This is a genomic window from Oceaniglobus indicus (assembly GCF_002751875.1).
Classification (GTDB): Bacteria; Pseudomonadota; Alphaproteobacteria; order Rhodobacterales; family Rhodobacteraceae; genus Oceaniglobus; species Oceaniglobus indicus.
Window position 1 is genome coordinate 16709 of the sequence record NZ_NMZM01000012.1, and the last position, 19074, is coordinate 35782.

Annotated in this window: 21 protein-coding genes; 20 read left to right on the plus strand and 1 reads right to left on the minus strand. The window is 65.9% G+C overall.

Annotation, left to right across the window (positions count from 1 at the left end):
* Nucleotide 1: 1 nt before the first annotated feature.
* From CFP68_RS16095 to CFP68_RS16185, 20 genes are all read left to right on the plus strand, one after another.
* Nucleotides 2-211 (plus strand): phage head-tail joining protein, encoded by a 210-nt coding sequence (locus tag CFP68_RS16095; protein ID WP_099827975.1) that lies wholly within the window; start codon nt 2-4, stop codon nt 209-211.
* A complete protein-coding gene (locus CFP68_RS16100; protein ID WP_099827976.1) occupies nt 211-1782 on the plus strand; it encodes a phage portal protein in 1572 nt (523 codons plus the stop codon). Before CFP68_RS16095 ends, CFP68_RS16100 begins: the two co-directional genes overlap by 1 nt.
* 5 nt (nt 1783-1787) lie before the next feature.
* Complete coding sequence (locus tag CFP68_RS16105) at nt 1788-3842, plus strand: prohead protease/major capsid protein fusion protein (protein WP_099827977.1); 2055 nt, start codon at nt 1788-1790, stop codon at nt 3840-3842.
* Nucleotides 3843-3920: 78 nt separating this feature from the next.
* On the plus strand, nt 3921-4256 hold the full coding sequence (locus tag CFP68_RS16110) for a DUF2190 family protein (protein WP_099827978.1): 336 nt from the start codon (nt 3921-3923) through the stop codon (nt 4254-4256).
* Nucleotides 4256-4567 carry a head-tail joining protein gene (locus CFP68_RS16115; RefSeq protein ID WP_099827979.1) on the plus strand — a complete coding sequence of 104 codons (312 nt, stop codon included), beginning with the start codon at nt 4256-4258 and terminating at the stop codon, nt 4565-4567. Before CFP68_RS16110 ends, CFP68_RS16115 begins: the two co-directional genes overlap by 1 nt.
* Complete coding sequence (locus CFP68_RS16120) at nt 4564-5196, plus strand: DUF6441 family protein (protein WP_099827980.1); 633 nt, start codon at nt 4564-4566, stop codon at nt 5194-5196. The genes CFP68_RS16115 and CFP68_RS16120 overlap by 4 nt, the downstream gene beginning before the upstream one ends.
* Before the next feature lie 63 nt (nt 5197-5259).
* Nucleotides 5260-5517 carry a type II toxin-antitoxin system ParD family antitoxin gene (locus CFP68_RS16125; RefSeq protein WP_099828038.1) on the plus strand — a complete coding sequence of 86 codons (258 nt, stop codon included), beginning with the start codon at nt 5260-5262 and terminating at the stop codon, nt 5515-5517.
* Nucleotides 5517-5861 (plus strand): type II toxin-antitoxin system RelE/ParE family toxin, encoded by a 345-nt coding sequence (locus CFP68_RS16130; protein ID WP_099827981.1) that lies wholly within the window; start codon nt 5517-5519, stop codon nt 5859-5861. The genes CFP68_RS16125 and CFP68_RS16130 overlap by 1 nt, the downstream gene beginning before the upstream one ends.
* 34 nt (nt 5862-5895) lie before the next feature.
* Nucleotides 5896-6315 (plus strand): acyl-CoA transferase, encoded by a 420-nt coding sequence (locus tag CFP68_RS16135; RefSeq protein WP_099827982.1) that lies wholly within the window; start codon nt 5896-5898, stop codon nt 6313-6315.
* 24 nt (nt 6316-6339) lie between these two features.
* Nucleotides 6340-7281, plus strand: coding sequence for a phage tail tube protein (locus tag CFP68_RS16140; RefSeq protein ID WP_099827983.1), 942 nt, complete (start codon nt 6340-6342; stop codon nt 7279-7281).
* The gene (locus CFP68_RS16145; protein ID WP_099827984.1) at nt 7281-7718 is read left to right on the plus strand and encodes a hypothetical protein; all 438 of its coding nucleotides are present in this window, start codon (nt 7281-7283) and stop codon (nt 7716-7718) included. Before CFP68_RS16140 ends, CFP68_RS16145 begins: the two co-directional genes overlap by 1 nt.
* A gap of 71 nt (nt 7719-7789) precedes the next feature.
* Nucleotides 7790-7948, plus strand: coding sequence for a DUF7697 family protein (locus CFP68_RS18140; protein WP_158234189.1), 159 nt, complete (start codon nt 7790-7792; stop codon nt 7946-7948).
* The gene (locus CFP68_RS16150) at nt 7941-10331 is read left to right on the plus strand and encodes a phage tail tape measure C-terminal domain-containing protein (protein ID WP_099827985.1); all 2391 of its coding nucleotides are present in this window, start codon (nt 7941-7943) and stop codon (nt 10329-10331) included. Before CFP68_RS18140 ends, CFP68_RS16150 begins: the two co-directional genes overlap by 8 nt.
* 61 nt (nt 10332-10392) lie before the next feature.
* On the plus strand, nt 10393-11019 hold the full coding sequence (locus CFP68_RS16155) for a DUF2460 domain-containing protein (RefSeq protein WP_099827986.1): 627 nt from the start codon (nt 10393-10395) through the stop codon (nt 11017-11019).
* On the plus strand, nt 11016-11900 hold the full coding sequence (locus CFP68_RS16160) for a DUF2163 domain-containing protein (RefSeq protein WP_099827987.1): 885 nt from the start codon (nt 11016-11018) through the stop codon (nt 11898-11900). The genes CFP68_RS16155 and CFP68_RS16160 overlap by 4 nt, the downstream gene beginning before the upstream one ends.
* Complete coding sequence (locus CFP68_RS16165) at nt 11897-12328, plus strand: NlpC/P60 family protein (RefSeq protein ID WP_099827988.1); 432 nt, start codon at nt 11897-11899, stop codon at nt 12326-12328. Before CFP68_RS16160 ends, CFP68_RS16165 begins: the two co-directional genes overlap by 4 nt.
* Nucleotides 12329-12337: 9 nt before the next feature.
* Nucleotides 12338-16330: a baseplate multidomain protein megatron gene (locus CFP68_RS16170; protein WP_099827989.1), complete on the plus strand. Its 3993-nt coding sequence runs from the start codon at nt 12338-12340 to the stop codon at nt 16328-16330.
* A gap of 10 nt (nt 16331-16340) precedes the next feature.
* The gene (locus CFP68_RS16175) at nt 16341-17417 is read left to right on the plus strand and encodes a DUF2793 domain-containing protein (protein WP_099827990.1); all 1077 of its coding nucleotides are present in this window, start codon (nt 16341-16343) and stop codon (nt 17415-17417) included.
* Between the two features lie 32 nt (nt 17418-17449).
* A complete protein-coding gene (locus CFP68_RS16180; protein WP_099827991.1) occupies nt 17450-17758 on the plus strand; it encodes a hypothetical protein in 309 nt (102 codons plus the stop codon).
* 70 nt (nt 17759-17828) lie between these two features.
* Nucleotides 17829-18503 carry a YcbK family protein gene (locus CFP68_RS16185; protein WP_099828039.1) on the plus strand — a complete coding sequence of 225 codons (675 nt, stop codon included), beginning with the start codon at nt 17829-17831 and terminating at the stop codon, nt 18501-18503.
* A 60-nt stretch (nt 18504-18563) separates the two neighbouring features.
* On the opposite strand, the gene CFP68_RS16190 is transcribed toward CFP68_RS16185, so the two are convergent.
* Nucleotides 18564-19073, minus strand: a complete 510-nt coding sequence (locus CFP68_RS16190) for a hypothetical protein (RefSeq protein ID WP_099827992.1) — start codon at nt 19071-19073, stop codon at nt 18564-18566.
* Nucleotide 19074: the final 1 nt, after the last annotated feature.

Below are 19074 nucleotides of genomic sequence, written 5' to 3' on the forward strand. Positions count from 1 at the left end.
CATGACCCACTGGACGGAAGCCGAGCTTTCGGCGCTGCGCCGTGCCTATGCCAGCGGCACGACGCGCGTCAGCTATGACGGCAAGTCGGTCGATTACGGCTCGGCCGAGGATCTGCTCGCCCGTATCCGCACCATCGAGCGCGCGATCGCGGGCGTCGGCCGACCGCTGCCGGTGGCTGGGCTCGCGGGCTTCTCGCGTGGGGATCGCTGATGTCGGCGAACTGGTTTGACCATGCGATTGCCTCGGTGGCACCGCGCACGGCGGCCCGCCGCGTGCTGGCCCGGCAGGCGTTCGAGACCCTGACGCGGGGTTATGATGGCGCGGCCAAAGGGCGGCGGACGGAGGGGTGGCGTGCGCCGGGAACTTCCGCCGACACCGAAGTCGGCATCGCCGGGGCGCTCCTGCGGGACAGGATGCGCGATCTGGTGCGCAACAACCCGCATGCGGCCAAGGCCGTGGCGGTGCTGGTGAACAACATCGTCGGCGCGGGCATCATGCCGCGCGCCGCCAGCGGCAATGACACGCTGGACCGCAAGGTAGATGCACTCTTCGCCCGGTGGTCGGACGCCGCTGACGCGGACGGCCAGCTCGACTTCTATGGTCTGCAAACCCTGATCTGCCGCGAAATGGTAGAAGCGGGTGAAGTCCTGGTGCGCCGGCGTCTGCGCCGGGCGAGCGACGGTCTGCCCGTCCCGCTTCAACTACAGGCGCTGGAGGCCGACTTCCTCGACGCCACGAAATCCGGCGCCATGGGCGCGGGACGTCTGGTCCAAGGCATCGAGTTCGACCCGGTCGGCAAGCGCCGGGCCTATTGGCTGCACGCCGAACATCCGGGCGATGCCTATGGCGCGATGCAGAACGGTCTGCAGAGCCGCCCGGTGCCGGCCAGCGAGATCGCCCATGTGTATGAGAAGCAGCGCACACAGGCGCGCGGCGTGCCCTGGGGCGCGCCGGTGATCCGCAGCTTGCGCGATCTTGACGACTATGAGGTTGCCGAACTGGTCCGAAAGAAAACTGAGGCCTGCGTGACCGCCATCGTCTTCGGCGATGACGAGGCGCAGCAGGGCATCGCGCCCTCTGTGGTCGATGCCGATGGCAACCGGGTCGAGCAGTTCGAACCGGGCCTTATCGCCTATGCGCGCGGGGGCAAGGATATCCGGTTCAACCAGCCGTCGGCCACCGGCGGCTATGGCGAATACAAGCGGGCCAGCCTGCACACCATCTCGGCCGGGTTCCGGGTGCCTTACGAGCTGCTCACTGGGGATCTCAGCCAGGTCAACTATTCCTCGATCCGGGCGGGGCTCGTCGAGTTCCGCCGCCAGATCGACGCGGTGCAGTGGCAGCTGTTCATCCCGATGTTCTGCGCGCCGGTCTGGCGCTGGTTCACCGAGGCCGCATGGGCGGCGGGTCAGATCCCGTCGCCGGATGTGCCGGTCGAATGGTCGCCGCCGAAGTTCGAGGCGGTCGATCCGCAGAAGGATGCGATGGCGAACCTGCTGTCGATCCGGTCCGGCACCATGACGCTGGCCGAGGTGATCGCCCGGCAGGGCCGGAACCCCGACGCGGTGCTGGCCGAAATCGCCGCCACAAACGCCAAGCTCGATGCCCTCGGGCTGGTGCTCGACAGTGATCCGCGCCGCGTCACCAAGACCGGAAGCGCCCAAACAAGCGATCCGGCGAACGATCCCGCCGACGACGACACGGCCAATGACCTCGCGAGCGATCCGGCTGACGATTCCGATACGGACGCGGCGCGGCCCGACGCCGACCAACAGGACTGAAACACATGGACACGATGATCGAACTGCCGGCCCTGCGCCGGTCGGCGGAGCTTGCGCCGAACTCAGCCGATACCGACGCCCGCACCGTCGAGGTGATCTGGTCGGCGGGGGCGCGCGTTCGTCGGTCGACCCTGTTCGGCGAGCCTTATGACGAGGAACTCAGCCTAGATCCAACCCATGTGCGGCTTGACCGGCTAAACGCAGGCGCACCGTTCCTGAAGGTGCACGAGGTCGACACGCTCGACGCCGTGATAGGCTCGGTCGTGCCGGGCTCGGCCCGCGTCGAAAACGGCCGCGGTATCGCGCAGGTCCGCATCTCTGAACGCGCAGATGTCGAACCGATCTGGCGGGACATTCAGGCAGGGCACATCCGCGCAGTGTCCATCGGCTATCAGGTCCACCGCTTCGAGGTCTCGAAACCCGAAGCCGCCCGCGAGCTTTGGCGCGCCGTCGACTGGACGCCCTTCGAGGTGTCCGCCGTGCCGGTCGGGGCAGATCCCGCCGCAGGGTTTCGCGCCCAATCCGACCTTGCAACTTGCGTCCTTCATCGCCGGGACGTCCCACCAATTAACACAGGAGCCATCCCGATGACGGACAAATCCAGCGCCCCGGCCGCAGAGGCCAAAGACCAGCCCAGCGACACCAATGCTGCCGAGGACACCACCATGCTTGAGCCGAAAACGCCTGCACCCGATCCGAAGGTCGCAGCAAACGAAACCCGCACCCAACCGAAGGTGCAGAAGCCCGACACCCCGGTCGCACCTGATACCGAAGCTGTCGCGACCCGGGCCCGTGAGGGCGAGCGCGACCGCGTGTCCACGATCTACGATCTGGCGGGCCGTCTGAACCTCGAGCGCAGCTTTGCCGAGGATCTGGTCAAGCGCGGTACCGATATCGGTGAGGCCCGCCGCCTGATCCTCGATCAGGTCGCCGCAAAATCCGAGGAAACTCGCACCTTCAGCCAGGTGTCGATCCCGCTGGGCGGCCGTGACGAGCAGATCACCCGCCGTGACGCCGTGGCCAACGCACTCCTGCACCGCTACAGCCCGACACTGTTCCAGCTTGAAGACGCCGCCCGCCAGTATCGCGGCATGACGCTGATGGAGCTGGCCCGCGAAAGCCTCGGCAATGTGGGTGTGAACACCCGCGGCCTGTCGCGTGATGAGGTGGCGACGCGTGCCCTGCATTCGACGTCGGACTTCCCCGAGATCCTCTCGGCCGTCACCAACAAGACGCTGCGGCAAGCCTACGAGGCTTATCCCCGGACCTTCATGCTGTTCTGCCGCCAGGTGCTCGCGACCGACTTCAAGGCCATGCACCGGGTCCAGCTCGGCGAAGCCCCGCAGCTTCTGGAAGTCGGCGAAAGTGGTGAGTTCAAGCGCGGCACGCTCGGCGAGAGCAAGGAGAGCTACAAGGTCAAGACCTATGGCCGGGTTGTCGCGATTACCCGCCAGACGCTGATCAACGACGATCTCGACGCCTTCACCCGGATCCCTGCGATGTACGGCAATTCCATCGCACAGCTGGAATCCGACGTCGTCTGGGGCGTCATCACCGCCAACCCGGCGATGGCCGACGGCAACGCGCTGTTCCACACCACCCACAAGAACCTCGCAGGGACCGGCGCGGCGCTGGCGGTCGATGCTGTGGGCGCGGCGCGAGCGGCGTTGGCCAAGCAGACCGGGCTCGACAAGAAAACGGTGCTGAACGTGCGGCCCGCGTTCCTGATTGTGCCTGCTTCGTTGGAACTGAAGGCGGAGCAGATGGTCGCCCAGAACCTCGTGCCCGCCGCGACCGCAAACGTCGTGCCACAATCGATCCGGACCCTCGCGCCGATCAGCGAGCCCCGGCTTGACGCCGCCAGCGAGACCGCCTGGTATCTGGCGGCCAGCCCGAACCAGATCGACACCATCGAATACGCCTATCTCGAGGGTCAGCAGGGCGCATACATCGAGACGCGCAACGGCTTTGACGTCGACGGCGTCGAGATCAAGTGCCGCCTCGACTTCGGTGCCAAGGCCATCGACTGGCGCGGCCTTTACAAGAACCCGGGGGCATAAACCGGGCAATCCCTGACATTTCACCTCTGACGGGCGGTCCAATCGGGCCGCCTGTTCTTGTTTGCAAAGGATCCCGCAATGAAGAACTACGTCCAGCCCGGCAACATCATCACCCTGACCGCGCCCTATGCCGTGACCTCCGGCGACGGCCTGCTCGTCGGCTCCATCTTCGGCATCGCATCCGCAGACGCAGCCCTGAACGATCCCGTGGAGGCCGCGCTGACCGGCGTGTTCGACCTCACCAAGGTTGGCTCGCAGGCCTGGACCGTCGGCGCGAAGGTCTATTGGGACGACACCAACAAGCGCACCACAAGCGTGGCCACATCGAACACGTTGATCGGCGTTGCCACCGAAGCCGTTGCTGGCGGAGCCGGTGACACTGTGGGGCGCGTCCGTTTGAACGCCGCGTTCTGATGACAGCGTTGGCCGCCGTGGTTGATGCGCTGTTCGCCGATCCAAATATCGGGCGAGAAGCGGTTTATACCTCCGATGGCGGCGCACCCGTGCTGGTGCGCGTCGTGTCCCGGCAGGCGGATGCGATCACAGACTTCGGCGATGCACGGCTCTGGTCCGAGACCACTCGTATCGACCTGCGCGTGGCTGATATCGCGAACCCGCGCCCCGGCGACCGCTTGGAGATCGACGGGGACGCGTTCCTTATCCAAGGTGAGCCCGTCCGCGACCGCGAGCGGCTCGTTTGGACTGTGGACTTGCGCCCAGCATGAAACTGATGGTCGACATCACGCCCGATCTCGTCGCCGCCATGGCCGCCGAGGTGAAGGCAGGCGAAAAGGCCGTCACAGCAGCCATGCGCGAAGCCGGGACCGAGTTGATGTCTTCGTGGCGTATGCAGATCACTGGCGCGGGGCTCGGGCGACGGCTCGCGGGCTCGATCCGCAACCAGACCTTCCCGCACGCTGGCGAAAGCCTCGATGCCGCCGCGCTGGTCTGGTCCAAAGCCCCGGTCATCGTGGGCGCCCATGACACTGGCCCGCTGATCCGCTCGAAAGAAGGGTTCTACCTAGCGATCCCGACCGAAGCTGCGGGCCGAGGCCTGCGCGGTCGTCGGATCACCCCGGGCGAATGGGAGCGGCGGCGCGGTTTGCGCCTGCGCTTCGTCTATCGCCGCCGAGGTCCGAGCCTGCTCGTCGCTGACACCGCTCGCATCAACAAACGCGGCCAGGCGGTGGCATCGCGCTCGAAAACCGGCCGCAACCAGGTCACCGCTCCTATCTTCCTGTTGGTGCCGCAGGTGAAATTGCCGAAACGGCTGAACCTTGGTCGTGATGCAGACCGGGCGCTCGACAGTGTGCCGGGGTTGATCGTGGCGAACTGGGTTGAACCCCGGATCTGACGACGGTGGTCGACATGCGTCCTGCGTTGGCATATATTGCCAACATCAAGCATGGAGGCGCATATGGCCACGCGAAATGTTGTTCTGACCGACACCCAATCCGACCTGGTCGACCGGCTGGTCGCGTCGGGGCGCTATCAGAATGCCTCCGAGGCTTTGCGGGCAGGCCTGCGGCTGCTCGAACGCGAGGAGACCGAGCTGGGAGAATTGCGTGCACGCCTGACGTCCGGCCTTGAGGACGCGCGACGGGGTGATCTGGCCGAAGGGTCTGGCGAGGACGCCGTGCGTCGCGCATTCGCTGGTGCTCGGAAAAAGTCCTGATGCCGAGGCCATGGCGGCTGACGCGGGCGGCGGAAACTTCTCTGATCGACATCGCGCGCTGGACCTTTGAGACCTTCGGGCTGCGACAAGCTGATGCCTATGAAGAAGACCTGATCGCCAAATGTCGTGATATCGCGGCCGGCACTGCCTTGTCGCAGGATTGCCGCCGTCTGATCGATCCGGATCTGGCCGAGGATCTGCGGTTTGCGCGCTGCGGTCAGCACTTCATCGTGTTTATCGAGGATCCAGATCAGGTGATCATCATCGACTTCCTGCACAGCCGGTCCGACCTGCCGGGAAAGCTGGCGGCGCTGCAGGGTCCAAAACCCGACCGCAACCGCTGAGGCCTTCGGGGCCTTGGTGAAACTGGAAACACCAATGCCCAGCCCTCGCGAAACCATCCTCGCCGCGCTGCACGCGCGGCTTTCAGTGTTGCACGCCACTGCCTTGCGCGGCGAAGTGCTACCCGAACGCATCCCCGCCGATGGTCTGCTAATCCTGCGCGATGGCGAACCGGGGGAGCCTGAAGTCACGCTCTCGCCGTTGCGCTACCACTATGAGCACCGCGCCGAGATTGAAGCGGTTGTTCAGAGCACTGACCGTGACGCCGCCTTCGACACGCTGATCGCAAGCATCGGCGCTGCGATTACCGCCGACCGCACCCTTGGTGGGCTTTGCGACTGGGCCGAGGCCGAAGCGCCGCAGCCGGTCGATCTACCCGTGGAAGGCGCGGCGGCCCTGAAGGCAGCCGTCATTCCGGTGGTGCTGCATTATTCAACGGCCGATCCGCTGGCCTGACACCCCAACACTCAGGAGAACGACATGGCACGAGCCCAAGGGGCGCGGGCGCAGATGGCGCTTGCGTTCGAGACGACCTATGGAACACCGCCCGTCGGCGGTTTCACCAAAATGCCCTTTGCCAGCACGTCGCTGGGATCGGAACAGCCGCTGCTGAACAGCGAACTGCTGGGCTACGGTCGCGATCCGCTGGCGCCCATCAAGGATGCGGTGACGGCGGATGGTGATGTCGTGGTGCCAATCGACGCCGAGGCCTTCGGCTTCTGGCTCAAGGCGGCCTTCGGTGATCCCACGACCACCGGTGCGGCGGCACCCTATACCCATGAATTCCAGTCCGGATCGTGGACGCTGCCATCAATGTCCATCGAGACTGCCATGCCCGAGGTGCCGCGCTTTGCCATGTATTCCGGCTGCGTGCTGGATCAGCTGACCTGGCAGGTGCAGCGCTCTGGCCTGCTGACGGCAACCGCCCGGTTGGTGGCGCAAGGCGAGACCATCGCCACGGCCACCAGCGCAGGCACACCCGCCGGTCTGGCTCTGCAGCGCTTCGGCCATTTCAACGGGGCGATCAGCCGGAATGGCAGCGCGCTGGGCAATGTGGTCTCAGCGGAAATCACCTATGCCAACAATCTCGACCGGATCGAGACCATCCGCAGCGATGGCAAGATCGACGGGGCTGACCCGTCCATTGCCGCGCTGACCGGCCGGATCGAGGTGCGCTTTGCAGACCAGACGCTGGTGGATCAGGCGATCAACGGTGACCCGTGCGAGATCAGCTTTGCCTATGTCCTGCCCTCGGGCGAGAGTTTCACCTTCACCGTGCACGCCGTCTATCTACCGCGTCCCCGGATCGAGATTTCTGGGCCGCAGGGCGTGCAGGCCACCTTCGACTGGCAAGCGGCGAAGGCCGTCAGCCCCGCCCGCATGTGCACCGCAACCCTGATCAACGACATCGAGGTCTATTGATGCTCCGACTGAACCTGACCGCCGCTCCTGAATGGCTGGAGCTTGCCCCCGGCCTGCGCTTGCAGGTGGCACCCCTGACCACCGCGCTGATGGTCTCCGCCCGCGCCGATCCCGCCATCGAGGCCATGCCCGAGGAGGCCTCCCAGGAGGAGCTGGCGCTGGCCATGGCCAAATCCGTCGCCCGCCGTGCGGTGCTGGCCTGGGAGGGTGTGGGCGACGATGCGGGTGAAGCCGTGCCTGTCACGCCTGACAACATCGACGCCTTGCTGGAGGTCTGGCCGGTCTTTGAAGCCTTCCAGACCCAATATGTCGCGAGGGGTCTGCTGCTGGAACAGGAAAAAAACGTCTCCGCGCCCGCGCCGAATGGTCCTTCGACGGGGGCGACAGCTACTGCGCGGCCTGTAAAGCGACGTGCGAAACCTGCCCCGCGCGGCTGAACCAGCCCCTGACCTTTGAGGGCTGGCAGGTCTGGGATCTGGTCGGTCGTCTTGGTGGGCAGTTGCGCGTCGTGCCTGGCGCAGTGCTGGGCTGGGACATGGGCGCAGCCATGGCTTTGGCCCGCGCGTTGGGCATCGACACTCTGATCGCCGCCGAACTGCTGCCCGAGATCGAGGCGGTGATGGTGCGTAAGCTCAACGAACAGATGGAAGGACGCCGTGATGGCTGAAAAACGGGTCTCCGTCCGCCTTGTGGCGACGGGTGGACGCCAAGTGCGCGCCGAGCTGGAAGGTGTCGGAGAAGCCGGAGCGCGCGGGTTTGGCCGTCTGTCGCGCGAGATGGATCTGGCCAATGCCCGCGTGGCGGCCTTTGCCCGTCGCGCCACGCTGGCGGCCGCTGCAGCCACGGCGGCCCTGGCCGCTGCCGGGGCTGCGATGATCCGCTCCGGGTTGCAGAATGTCGATGCGCAGGCGAAGCTCGCGCAATCGCTCGGGACGACCGTTGCCTCGATCCAGCCACTAGAGCGCGCGGGCGAGTTGGCAGGCGTGTCGATGTCCGGGATCGAGCAGGCGACCAAGGACCTGACGCGGCGGTTGAGCCAGGCGGCCGCCGGGACCGGACCTGCTGCTGATGCACTGGACAGGCTGGGGCTATCGGCCAATGAGCTGATCGCCCTGCCATTGGACCAGCGTGTTGGGGCGATCAACGCGGCCATTGAGGATTTCGTGCCAGTGGCTGAGCGCGCCGCTATCGCCGGGCAGCTGTTTGGCGAAGAAGGCTCCATCGCAATGTCGCGCATCGACACCGCGACGCTACGCCAGGCGACCGAGGATGTGCTGGCCTTTGGCGTCGTGGTCTCCGAACAGGACGCCGACCAGATCGAGCGGACGAACGATGCGATCTCCCGTCTTGGCCTGATCTGGCGCAGCGTCTCGAACCAGCTGGCGGTGGCCGCCGCCCCGGCGCTGGAGGCGGTGGCAAATGCACTGGCCAGCGTCGCGCGGACCACCGGGCCGCTGGGCATCGCCATTCGCGGGCTCTTTGACAATATCGGGCGTCTGACCACCTATGCCGCGACCTTCGCGGGTCTCATGGCAGGCCGTTGGGTGGCGGGCATGGCGGCAGCTGCGTTGTCCGTGCGCGGGGTCGCCACGGCGCTGGTCATGTTGCGCGGGGCGCTGATCCGCACCGGCATCGGCGCATTGATCGTCGGCGCGGGCGAGCTGGTGTTCCAGTTCACGCGTCTCATGTCGGGCGCAGGTGGCTTCGGCGAGGCTATGGGCTTGCTCAAAGACGTCGCCGTCGAGGTCTGGAACCGGATATCGCTCAGCGCGGTCGCTGCATGGGCACGGGTGGAAAGCAGCTGGGCCACAGCACAGGCCGGTATTTATGACGGGTTACAAACGGCGACGGACGCCGTGACCCGCTGGGCCAACGCCACGATCAACACCTTCGAGGGCGCGTTTCTGGCGGTACAGGCCATCTGGGGCGCGCTGCCGGAGGTGTTCGACCGGATTGGGACGCTCGCGATCAATGGCCTCGTCGAGGTGATGGAAACCGGGATTGCCGGGGTCACCGAGGCGATCAACACCGTGCTGACCCTTGGCGGGCGGCGGCCCGATTGGGCCATCGCAGCGCCGGATCTGTCGGCGTGGAAATCCGTCGTGCCCGAGGCCGTCGATCTGGGCGACCGAGCCCGCGCGGCCTACGACTGCGCCTTCGCGGATGATCCTTTCGAAGCGCCAGACCTCTTTGGCGGCATGGCCGAGGGCGCGCGCGGTCGGGCAGCGGGGTATTCCGAGGCGGCGGGGATGCTCTCGGACGCAGCCGCACGGCCCATGACCGCTTGGCAGGCCCTGCGCGACGCGATGCGCGGCAGCGATGAGGACGGTGCGGATGCGCTGACCGAAGCGACAGCCGCCGCCGACCGTCTGGAGGCCGCCCTTGGTGAGGCCGGAAGCGCTGCTACAGATGCGGGAGCTGCGGCCGGAGCTGCGGCGGCGGCCGCGACACCTGACACCAATGCCGCCGCCACTGGCTGGCAAGCGATCACGGCGGCGCTGTCGGATTACGCCAGCAAGGCCCGTGAGATTGGCGGCGATATCGGCCAGAGCCTGGTCGGGGCGTTCCAGTCGGCTGAGAACGCGGTGGGCCAGTTCGTGAAGACCGGAAAGCTGGATTTCCGCGATCTCACCACTTCGCTGCTGGCTGATCTCGCCAAGCTGGCGGCGCGGCGGTTCATCTTGGGACCAATCGCCAATGCGCTTTCTGGCGCGCTTGGCGGCATTGGCGGCGGGATCTTCGCTGACATCCTGCATGCGGGTGGCATGGTCGGGGCTGCAGGGCAAAGCCGCATGGTTCCGGCGATGGCCTTTGCCGCTGCGCCCCGGATGCATTCCGGCGGCGTCGCCGGTCTGCGTCACGATGAAGTCCCGGCCATCTTGCAGCGGGGTGAGCGGGTGCTGTCGCGTCGTGAGGCCCAGAGCTATGGCGGGGGTGGCGGTGTCAACGTCACCATCATGGCCCGCGACGCCGAGAGCTTCCGCCAATCGCGCACCCAAGTCGCCGCTGACATTGCCCGCGCGGTCTCGCTGGGCCGGAGGGGCATGTGAGTGCGACACCGCAAGTGGAAACCGGTTGTGGGGACCAGAGCACGAACGAAGGAGAGACTTGATGGCGTTCCACGAGATCCGGTTTCCCGACAACATCAGCCGGGGCGCGCGCGGCGGGCCGGAGCGGCGGACGCAGATCGTCGAGCTCGCTTCCGGCGATGAGGAACGCAACGCCAGCTGGGCGAACAGCCGCCGCCGCTATGATGTCGCCTACGGCATTCGCCGCGCAGACGATTTGGCGGCGGTCGTGGCCTTCTTTGAGGCCCGCAACGGTCGGCTGCATGGATTTCGCTTCAAGGACTGGGGTGACCACAAGTCCTGCCTGCCCTCGGGAACGCCATCAGCCACGGATCAGGTAATTGGCACCGGCGATGGGACGATGACCGCCTTCCAGCTGGTCAAACACTACGCTTCGGGCACTCAGACCTGGACCCGGACGATCACCAAGCCGGTGGCGGGAACCGTGCGCATCGCGCTTGACGGCAACGCGCAGTCCTCCGGTTGGTCCGTCGACACCACGACTGGCGTTATCACCTTCGGCACCGCACTGGGCTCCGGCGTCGTTATCACCGCAGGCTTCGAATTTGACGTGCCCGTCCGCTTCGACAGTGACGCCCTCGATGTGACGCTCGACCTCGAGCGGCTCGGCTCCTTCACCTCCATTCCACTGCTGGAGATCCGCAGATGAAGACCCTCACCCCTGATCTTCAGGCCCATCTCGACGAGGGCACAACCACGCTGGCCTGGTGTTGGCGGATCACGCGGGCCGATGGCGTCACCTTCGGCTTCACCGATCACGACCGGACGCTCCGCTTCGATGGCACCGATTTTGAACCCGAGAGCGGCCTGACGGCGTCCGAGGTGCGTTCCGGCTCGGACCTGTCCGTCGATGCGCAGGACGCAGAGGGCGTGCTGACTTCGGACCGCATCACCGAGACCGACATTCTCGACGGCCGCTGGGACAACGCCGAGGTTGAGGTCTGGCGGGTGAACTGGGCGGACACCGGCCAGCGCGTCCTGCTGCGGCGCGGCGCCATCGGCCAGATCCGGCGCGGGCGGTTGGCCTTTGTGGCCGAGGTCCGGAGCCTTGCCCATGTGCTGGGGCAGACAGTCGGGCGGACGTTTCAGGCGACCTGCGATGCGGCGCTCGGGGATGCGCGCTGCGGGGTTGATCTGAGCAACCCGGTCTACAGGGGCCTCGGGACAGTGACCAATCTCCAGCGCGACCGGGCATTTTTGGCAGCGGGGCTGGGCGGTTTCACCTTTGGTTGGTTCGCGTTTGGCACGGTGGAGTGGACCAGCGGGGCGAATGCCGGGCGGCGCGCTGAAGTGATCGCCCATGATGTCATCGATGGCGACGCGGTTCTGACGCTGCTGGAAGCGCCGGTGCGGCCCATTGCTGAGGGCGACGGCTTCGTTGTCCGCGCGGGCTGCGACAAGCGGATCGAAACCTGCGGCGCGAAGTTCGCCAATACCGCCAACTTCCGGGGCTTCCCGCACATCCCCGGCCAGGACACGATCCTGCGCTATGCCAACAAGGACGGTGGGCATGAAGGCGGTGTGTTGTGAACGCAAATCCCGAGCGCGTCATCACCGCTGCCCGCAAATGGCTGGGCACGCCATACCACGACCAGGCCAGCCTGCGCGGCGTTGGCTGCGACTGTCTCGGGCTCGCCCGGGGCGTCTGGCGCGAGGTCGTCGGCCCCGAGCCATTCCCGATCCCACCCTATAGCCGCGATTGGGGCGAGACCGGCCCGCGCGAAGTGTTGGCAGAAGGGGCGCGCGCCATGATGATCGAAGTTTCGCCTGCAGAGGTCAGTCCCGGCGCGCTGATTCTTTTCCGCATGGCCCCTCGCGCCATTGCCAAGCATGTGGGCATCCTCACGGGGCCTGGCACCTTCCTCCACGCCTATGAGCGCCTTGGCGTGATCGAGGAACCGCTCACTCCCGCTTGGCGGCGGCGCATTGCCTTCGCCTTTCTGTTCCCGCAACCCTGAGGGTCTGACATGGCCAGTCTTGTTCTCGGTGCCGCTGGCGCTGCCATCGGCGGCAGCATTGGCGGTGCGATCCTCGGCGTCAGTGCCTTTACCATCGGCGGCTTTGTCGGCTCCACCATCGGCTCGGTCGTGGACAGCTGGATCATCTCCTCGCTCGCCCCCACCCAGCGGATCGAGGGCGCGCGGATGGACAATCTGCGCATCACCTCAGCCACTGAAGGGGCTGTGATCCCGCGCCTTTACGGGCGCATGCGGATCGGTGGCAATATCATCTGGGCGACGGATTTCCGCGAGGAAACCAAGACCACTACGCAAGGCGGCGGCAAGGGCGGCGGCGGAGGTGGCAAGGTTCAAAGCTCCGAGTATTTCTATTTTGCCTCCTTCGCGGTGGCGCTCTGCGAAGGCCCGATTACCGGCATCGGCCGCATCTGGGCCGACGGTAAATTGTTGGACACCGCCGGTGTCACATGGCGCTGGTATCCGGGCGATGAAGCGCAGATCGTCGATCCGTTCATGTCGGCCAAGATGGGCGCGTCGGGCACACCCGCCTATCGCGGCACCGCCTATGTCGTCTTCGAGGATCTGCCGCTGGGCGATTACGGCAACCGCATCCCGCAGATGAGCTTCGAGGTGTTCCGCCCGCTGGCGGACCCAGACACGGCGGAGGGGCTGACCCGCGCCGTCACCATGATACCCGCATCGGGCGAGTTTAGCTATGCAACCGAAGGCATCCGCAGGGGCAGTGGCGGCGCGCAAACGCCCGAAAACCTCAACGCGGTATCTGACACCGCCGACATGGTGGTGGCGCTGGACCGGCTGCAGGCCATGGCGCCGAAGGTCGAAAGCGTCAGCCTCGTGGTTGCCTGGTTCGGCGACGATCTGCGGGCAGGCACTTGCAAGGTGCGGCCCGGCGTCGAGGTCTTGGAGAAGACCACCACACCCGAGGATTGGTCGGTCAACGGCGTCAGCCGCGCCAACGCTTTCCTCGTGAGTCGCGATGATCAGGAGCGCCCGGTCTATGGCGGCACGCCTGCTGATTTCGCCGTGGTCCAGGCGATCAAGGAGATGAAAGCGCGCGGGCTGCGCGTGACGCTCTACCCGTTTATCCTGATGGATGTGCCTGCGGATAACACGCTGCCAAACCCATATTCCGACAATGCCGCCGAGACCGGCCAGCCTGCGTTTCCATGGCGCGGGCGGATTACATGCTCGCCTGCTGCAGGCTACGCGGGCACCGTGGACAAGACCCCCACCGCTGCAAGTCAGGTCGCGGCGCTGTTCGGCACGGCCACACCGGCAAACTTCAGCGTCTCGGGTCAGTCGGTTTCGTGGACCGGGCCCTCCGGCAACTGGGGCCTGCGGCGCATGGTGCTGCATTACGCCCATCTCTGCGCGGCGGCGGGCGGGGTCGACGCCTTCCTGATTGGCACCGAGATGCCGGGGCTGACGACGATCCGCTCGGGTGCCAGCACCTATCCTGCAGTGCAGGCCTATCGGGATCTTCTCGCCGATGTCCGCTCGATCCTCGGGTCCAGCACAAAGATCGGCTATGCGGCGGACTGGTCGGAATACTTCGGGCACCAGCCGGGCGATACCTCTGGCGACGTATTCTTCCACCTCGATCCGCTCTGGGCTGATCCGGAGATCGATTTCGTCGCGATCGACAACTACATGCCGCTGTCGGACTGGCGCGACGGGTTCGGGCACGCGGATGGTGAGGGGGCAAGCGCCATCGGTTCGAGCGAGCCCCCGAACGAAGGCTGGCCTGCGATCTACGACCGGGCCTATCTGCAGAGCAACATCGCGGGCGGAGAAGGCTTCGATTGGTTCTACGTCTCAGAGGCGGATCGCGCAGGCCAGATCCGCACCCAGATCAGTGATGGAGCGTTCGGAAAGCCTTGGGTCTTTCGCTACAAGGATCTGCGCAATTGGTGGTCCAACCCGCATTATAACCGTCCGGGCGGTGTGGAGAGCGCGACACCCACAGCGTGGGTGCCGCAATCAAAACCGATCTGGTTCACCGAGCTGGGCTGTCCCGCCATCGACCGGGGCACCAACCGGCCCAACGTGTTTTTCGACCCGAAGTCGTCCGAGAGCATAACGCCCTATTTCTCGCGCGGCTGGCGCGATGATACGATCCAGCGGGCCTATCTTGAGGCCACCTATCTGTTCTGGGGCGATGCCGCGAACAACCCGGTGTCACCGGTCTATGGCGGGCCCATGGTGCATGTCCCCGAATGCGCCGCCTGGACATGGGACGCGCGGCCCTATCCGTTCTTTCCCGAACTCACAGACGTCTGGACCGATGGCGCGAACTGGCGGCTGGGGCATTGGCTGAACGGTCGTCTCGGAGCCGTCGCGCTGGCCGCCCTCGTGCGCCACCTATGCCTGCGCGCCGGTATGTCGGAAAGCCGGATCGACGTCACAGGTCTCTGGGGCGCGGTGGAGGGCTACGCCATCGGTGCGCTGGAGTCCCCGCGTGCCTCGATCACCACCTTGTCGCGCCACTTCGGCTTTGATGCGGTGGAAACCGAAGGCGTGATCCGCTTTGTGATGCGCGGCCGCGCTGCGGTGGCAAACGTGGCTCATGACGATCTGGTCGCCGCCCGAGAGGGGGATGTGCTGGAACTGACCCGCGCGCAGGAAACCGAACTGCCACAGGCCTTGAAGTGGCAGGTGGCCCGCGCCGATGAGGATTACGACGCCGCCCTCGTCGAGGCGCGGCGCATCACCGTGGACACGACGCGCATTGCCTCAGAGTCCTTCCCGATGGCGGTGCCACCGGAGGAGGCCGAGCGCCGCTGCCGCCGGGCCCTGATGGAAGCGTGGACCGGGCGGGAGACCGCAGCGTTTCGCTTGCCACCATCACGCTTGGCGCTTGATCCGGCAGATGTCGTGACGCTGGCCCATGACGGACGGGATATCCCGCTGCGGCTGGTCTCCATCGCCGATGCAGAGGCTCGCGGCATCGAGGCCGTCCGTCAGGACCGCGAAGCCCATGATCTGCCACCCGGATCGCCCCGACCGTCGTCCGTCGTGTTCGGAGCGCCCGAAGTGGTGCTCATGGATCTGCCGCAACTGACCGAAGGCCAACCGCCGCACTGCCCTCTGATCGCCACACACGCGGTCCCGTGGCCTGGCGAGATGGCGGTGTTCCGCAGCCCGTCGATGGATGGGTTTGAGCTGTTGACCACGTTCGGCAGCCGCGCCCGCATCGGGACATTGGTCTCGGATTTCTTCGCGGGTCCGACCTCACGCTTTGATCTCGGCAATGCGCTGGTGGTCGATCTGCTGACTGGCACGCTGGAGGGCGTCACCGACCTCACGCTGTTCGGCGGTGCCAATGCGCTGGCCATCGAGAGCGCGCCGGGTGTCTGGGAGGTCGTGCAGGCGGGCGCTCCCGAATTGATCGCGCCGGGGCGCTACCGGCTGAGGCGCTTGCTGCGCGGACAGCGCGGTACGGAAGGTGCAATGGCCAATCCGGCACCGGCGGGTGCCCGGGTTGTGGTGCTGGATGAGGCTCTGACAACCTTGCCCATCGCGGAGGCCGATCTCGGGCTGCCGTGGAACTGGCGCATCGGCCCCGCGAGCCGCCCAGTCAGCGATGAGACCTATGTTGCCCGGAGCTTTGCGCCCGCAGGCGTTGGGCTAAGGCCCTTTTCCGTGGCCCATGTGGAGCAGCCATGGCGCAGACCGCGCACGCGCGGCGATCTGACGATCCGCTGGACGCGACGGTCCCGCGCTCTTTCCGCCGACAGCTGGGGCGCTGTGGAGGTGCCGCTGGCTGAAGAACTGGAAGCCTACGAGATCGAGATCCTTGATGGTGCAGAGGTCAAACGCACGCTGAGCGCGACTACGACGAGCGTCATCTACACTGCCGCCCAGCAAACCGCCGATTGGGGTGCGCCGCTCGGGCTCGGTTCTACGCTCCGCATCAGCATCTATCAGCTCTCTGCCCTGATCGGGCGGGGGGCGGCCAAAACCATCACACTCCAACTCTGAGGGCAATTTCATGTCTGATACGACCACCAATCTGCTGCTCCCGTACATCCTGGCGGCGCAGGCCCAGAAGCATGTCACCCACAACGAGGCCCTGCGACTGCTCGACGGGCTCGTGCAGCTTTCTGCCCTCGACCGCGATCTGACAGCGCCACCGGGAAGTCCTGCCGATGGCGACCGCCATATCGTGGCCAGCGGTGCGACGGGCGATTGGGCGGGCTGGGACCTGAACGTGGCGCTGTTCACCGATGGGGCCTGGCTGCGCCTGCCGCCCCGGACCGGCTGGCGTGCATGGATCGAGGACGAAGGGCTGCTGTTGGTATACGACGGCTTAGAGTGGATCAGCACGACGCCTGCGTCGCTGCAGAACATGGCGCTCCTCGGGATTGGCACGACGGCGGATGCGTCGAATCCGTTCTCGGCCAAGCTGAACGCCGCGCTCTGGACGGCAAAGACCGTGGCCGAGGGTGGGACCGGCGATCTGTTCTACACCATGAACAAGGAGGCTGCGGGCGACGATCTCGGTTTGACGCTGCAGAGCGGCTTCGTGACGAAAGCGCTGGTGGGGCTGTTCGGCTCGGACAGGTTCCGCGTGGCGGTCTCCGCCGACGGCAGCGCCTTCTTCGACGGCCTTAGTGTGGACAACGCCACCGGCATCGTCCACCAGCCCCGCCTGCCGCGCTTCAAGGCCTGGACGAATTACGACAATTACGTGGGCGTCGGCACCTGGACGAAAATCGGGCTGAACAACACCGACTACAACGATCAGGGCGCGTTCGACGCCGGGACAAACCTGTTCACCGCCCCAGCGGACGGGACCTACCTCTTCGGGGCGACGCTGCTCTACAAGGTCAATTCCAGCACTGCAGCCCGCATGCGCGGACGGCTGGTGCTGAACGGCGCGACCGACGTCCGGGGCTCCTACGGCGAGATTAGCGGCGCGCATGTCTCAGGCGCGACCGCGCTCTGGCTGCAGACGATGGTGCCGTTAACGGCAGGCGATACCGTCGAACTGCAGGGCACCTTCCGCGCGCAGGAGGGGTACTTTGCCGCCGATCAGACCTCCCTTTGGGGCTGCAAGATCGGCTGAAATCTTACCGCAGATCATCGAAAGAAATTTCCATGACAGACCGAAACTCCCTCGCGCAGGAGGTCGGCACGGCCTTCCGCGACCATGGCCTGACCGCCGCGATCACAGCCCTGATCGGCGGCACCATCGCCCTGTTGGCCTCCGTGGCGCGCAAGGCCTTCACCAACGACGCCATGCTCGCCCGGCTTGACCGCGAACTGTTGGCCGAGCGCAACCGCATCGAGCGTCAGCGCGCCGAGGACCGCAAGACCGACGCCGAACGGCTGGCACGGATTGAAGCCGACATCCGCGCCATGCGCGCCCTGATGTTCGAGGCGTTCCAGCGCGGTGGCGGCGACTGACAATCCGCGCTCATCATCGACCCTTACCCCGACCGCCTCTGTGGCGGTTTTTTCGTTTCCGGAGGACACCATGACCACAACATTCTACGACCATTGGCGCGACGTGCCGGAGAAAGCCTGGCGCTGGCCCAATTTCTCGCCCGCCGAAATTGCCTGTCGCGGCACCGGCAAGCTGCTAATCAACGAACCGGCGCTGGACAAGTTGCAGGCGCTGCGGGATCGGCTCGGCAAACCTCTGATTGTGCGGTCCGCCTATCGCAGCCAGGAACACAACCGCGCTGTCAGGGGTGCCACCCGGTCGAAGCACATAGACGGCGCGGCTTTCGACATCGCAATGTCGAACCACGACCCGGTAGCTTTCGAGGCTGCGGCGCGCGAGGTCGAATTCCTCGGCTTCGGCTTCTACCCGCGATCGGGGTTCATCCATGTCGATCTTGGCCCGTCGCGCCAATGGGGCGACCGCTTCCCGGTGCGGGCGACTGCCTTCGCCGAGGACACGCCGCCTGTGCGCGAGGTGCTGGCGCAAAGCCGCACCATGAAAGGTGGCGGGGCAGCCGGTGTGGCGACACTGGGCGCGGCCGGGGTGGAGGTCGCGCAGTCGGTGCTGACCGAGACGCAGACCGCCATCCTGCCGCTGGTCCCGTATCTCGACACGTTGCGCTGGGTGTTCATCGCGGTGGCTCTCGTGGGCGTCGCGGTCACGATCTATGCTCGCCTCGACGACTGGAAGCAGTGGCGGCGGTGACTTTAGTGTGGCAACCGCCCCATCCCGAGATTTGCGAGGACACCTTGCGCCTGGCCCCGATCAGTCGAGCGCCTCCAGCGTGACGTTGAAGCTGCCCGATACCGGAACGCCGTCAGACATGTCGATAGTCTCTCCCCTGTTTTCCGAGGGCCCCAGCATGCCCATAAGACTACCGGTCATGCGCAGTGTGGCACCCTCGACCTCGTGGCTGTCGAGTGTGACTTGCAATCCGCCCCGGTTCGATTCCTCGAATGCCCAGAGCCGTTTCATCAGCGTGCCATCCTCGAAGCGCCACAGGGTCATCTCCGGGGCGCTGGCGGTCCAGTCCAGCGCGTCGAAACTCAGTCCCACCACAACGTTTTCTCTGCCATCTTCGTCGAGGCTGCGGGCATCGATCCAGATATAAGGTCGGCGTTCGCTGCCATTCCAGTCACTTTCCTCTGATAGCGGCACGATCCACGCTTCGCCGGCGATTGTCAGGGTGATCTCGCCCGAGCTTTGCGCTAAGCTCGGCGTGCTCAGGCCCATGGTGATCACGAGGCCGAGCAATGGTGCCGTTCTGAGAGTCATT

Bases quoted from the DNA above. Each gene is read 5' to 3' on its own strand.
- CFP68_RS16095 (WP_099827975.1), top strand. From the start codon at position 2: ATGACCCACTGGACGGAAGCCGAGCTTTCGGCGCTGCGCCGTGCCTAT.
- CFP68_RS16100 (WP_099827976.1), top strand. From the start codon at position 211: ATGTCGGCGAACTGGTTTGACCATGCGATTGCCTCGGTGGCACCGCGC.
- CFP68_RS16105 (WP_099827977.1), top strand. From the start codon at position 1,788: ATGGACACGATGATCGAACTGCCGGCCCTGCGCCGGTCGGCGGAGCTT.
- CFP68_RS16110 (WP_099827978.1), top strand. From the start codon at position 3,921: ATGAAGAACTACGTCCAGCCCGGCAACATCATCACCCTGACCGCGCCC.
- CFP68_RS16115 (WP_099827979.1), top strand. From the start codon at position 4,256: ATGACAGCGTTGGCCGCCGTGGTTGATGCGCTGTTCGCCGATCCAAAT.
- CFP68_RS16120 (WP_099827980.1), top strand. From the start codon at position 4,564: ATGAAACTGATGGTCGACATCACGCCCGATCTCGTCGCCGCCATGGCC.
- CFP68_RS16125 (WP_099828038.1), top strand. From the start codon at position 5,260: ATGGCCACGCGAAATGTTGTTCTGACCGACACCCAATCCGACCTGGTC.
- CFP68_RS16130 (WP_099827981.1), top strand. From the start codon at position 5,517: ATGCCGAGGCCATGGCGGCTGACGCGGGCGGCGGAAACTTCTCTGATC.
- CFP68_RS16135 (WP_099827982.1), top strand. From the start codon at position 5,896: ATGCCCAGCCCTCGCGAAACCATCCTCGCCGCGCTGCACGCGCGGCTT.
- CFP68_RS16140 (WP_099827983.1), top strand. From the start codon at position 6,340: ATGGCACGAGCCCAAGGGGCGCGGGCGCAGATGGCGCTTGCGTTCGAG.
- CFP68_RS16145 (WP_099827984.1), top strand. From the start codon at position 7,281: ATGCTCCGACTGAACCTGACCGCCGCTCCTGAATGGCTGGAGCTTGCC.
- CFP68_RS16150 (WP_099827985.1), top strand. From the start codon at position 7,941: ATGGCTGAAAAACGGGTCTCCGTCCGCCTTGTGGCGACGGGTGGACGC.
- CFP68_RS16155 (WP_099827986.1), top strand. From the start codon at position 10,393: ATGGCGTTCCACGAGATCCGGTTTCCCGACAACATCAGCCGGGGCGCG.
- CFP68_RS16160 (WP_099827987.1), top strand. From the start codon at position 11,016: ATGAAGACCCTCACCCCTGATCTTCAGGCCCATCTCGACGAGGGCACA.
- CFP68_RS16170 (WP_099827989.1), top strand. From the start codon at position 12,338: ATGGCCAGTCTTGTTCTCGGTGCCGCTGGCGCTGCCATCGGCGGCAGC.
- CFP68_RS16175 (WP_099827990.1), top strand. From the start codon at position 16,341: ATGTCTGATACGACCACCAATCTGCTGCTCCCGTACATCCTGGCGGCG.
- CFP68_RS16180 (WP_099827991.1), top strand. From the start codon at position 17,450: ATGACAGACCGAAACTCCCTCGCGCAGGAGGTCGGCACGGCCTTCCGC.
- CFP68_RS16185 (WP_099828039.1), top strand. From the start codon at position 17,829: ATGACCACAACATTCTACGACCATTGGCGCGACGTGCCGGAGAAAGCC.
- CFP68_RS16190 (WP_099827992.1), bottom strand. From the start codon at position 19,073: ATGACTCTCAGAACGGCACCATTGCTCGGCCTCGTGATCACCATGGGC.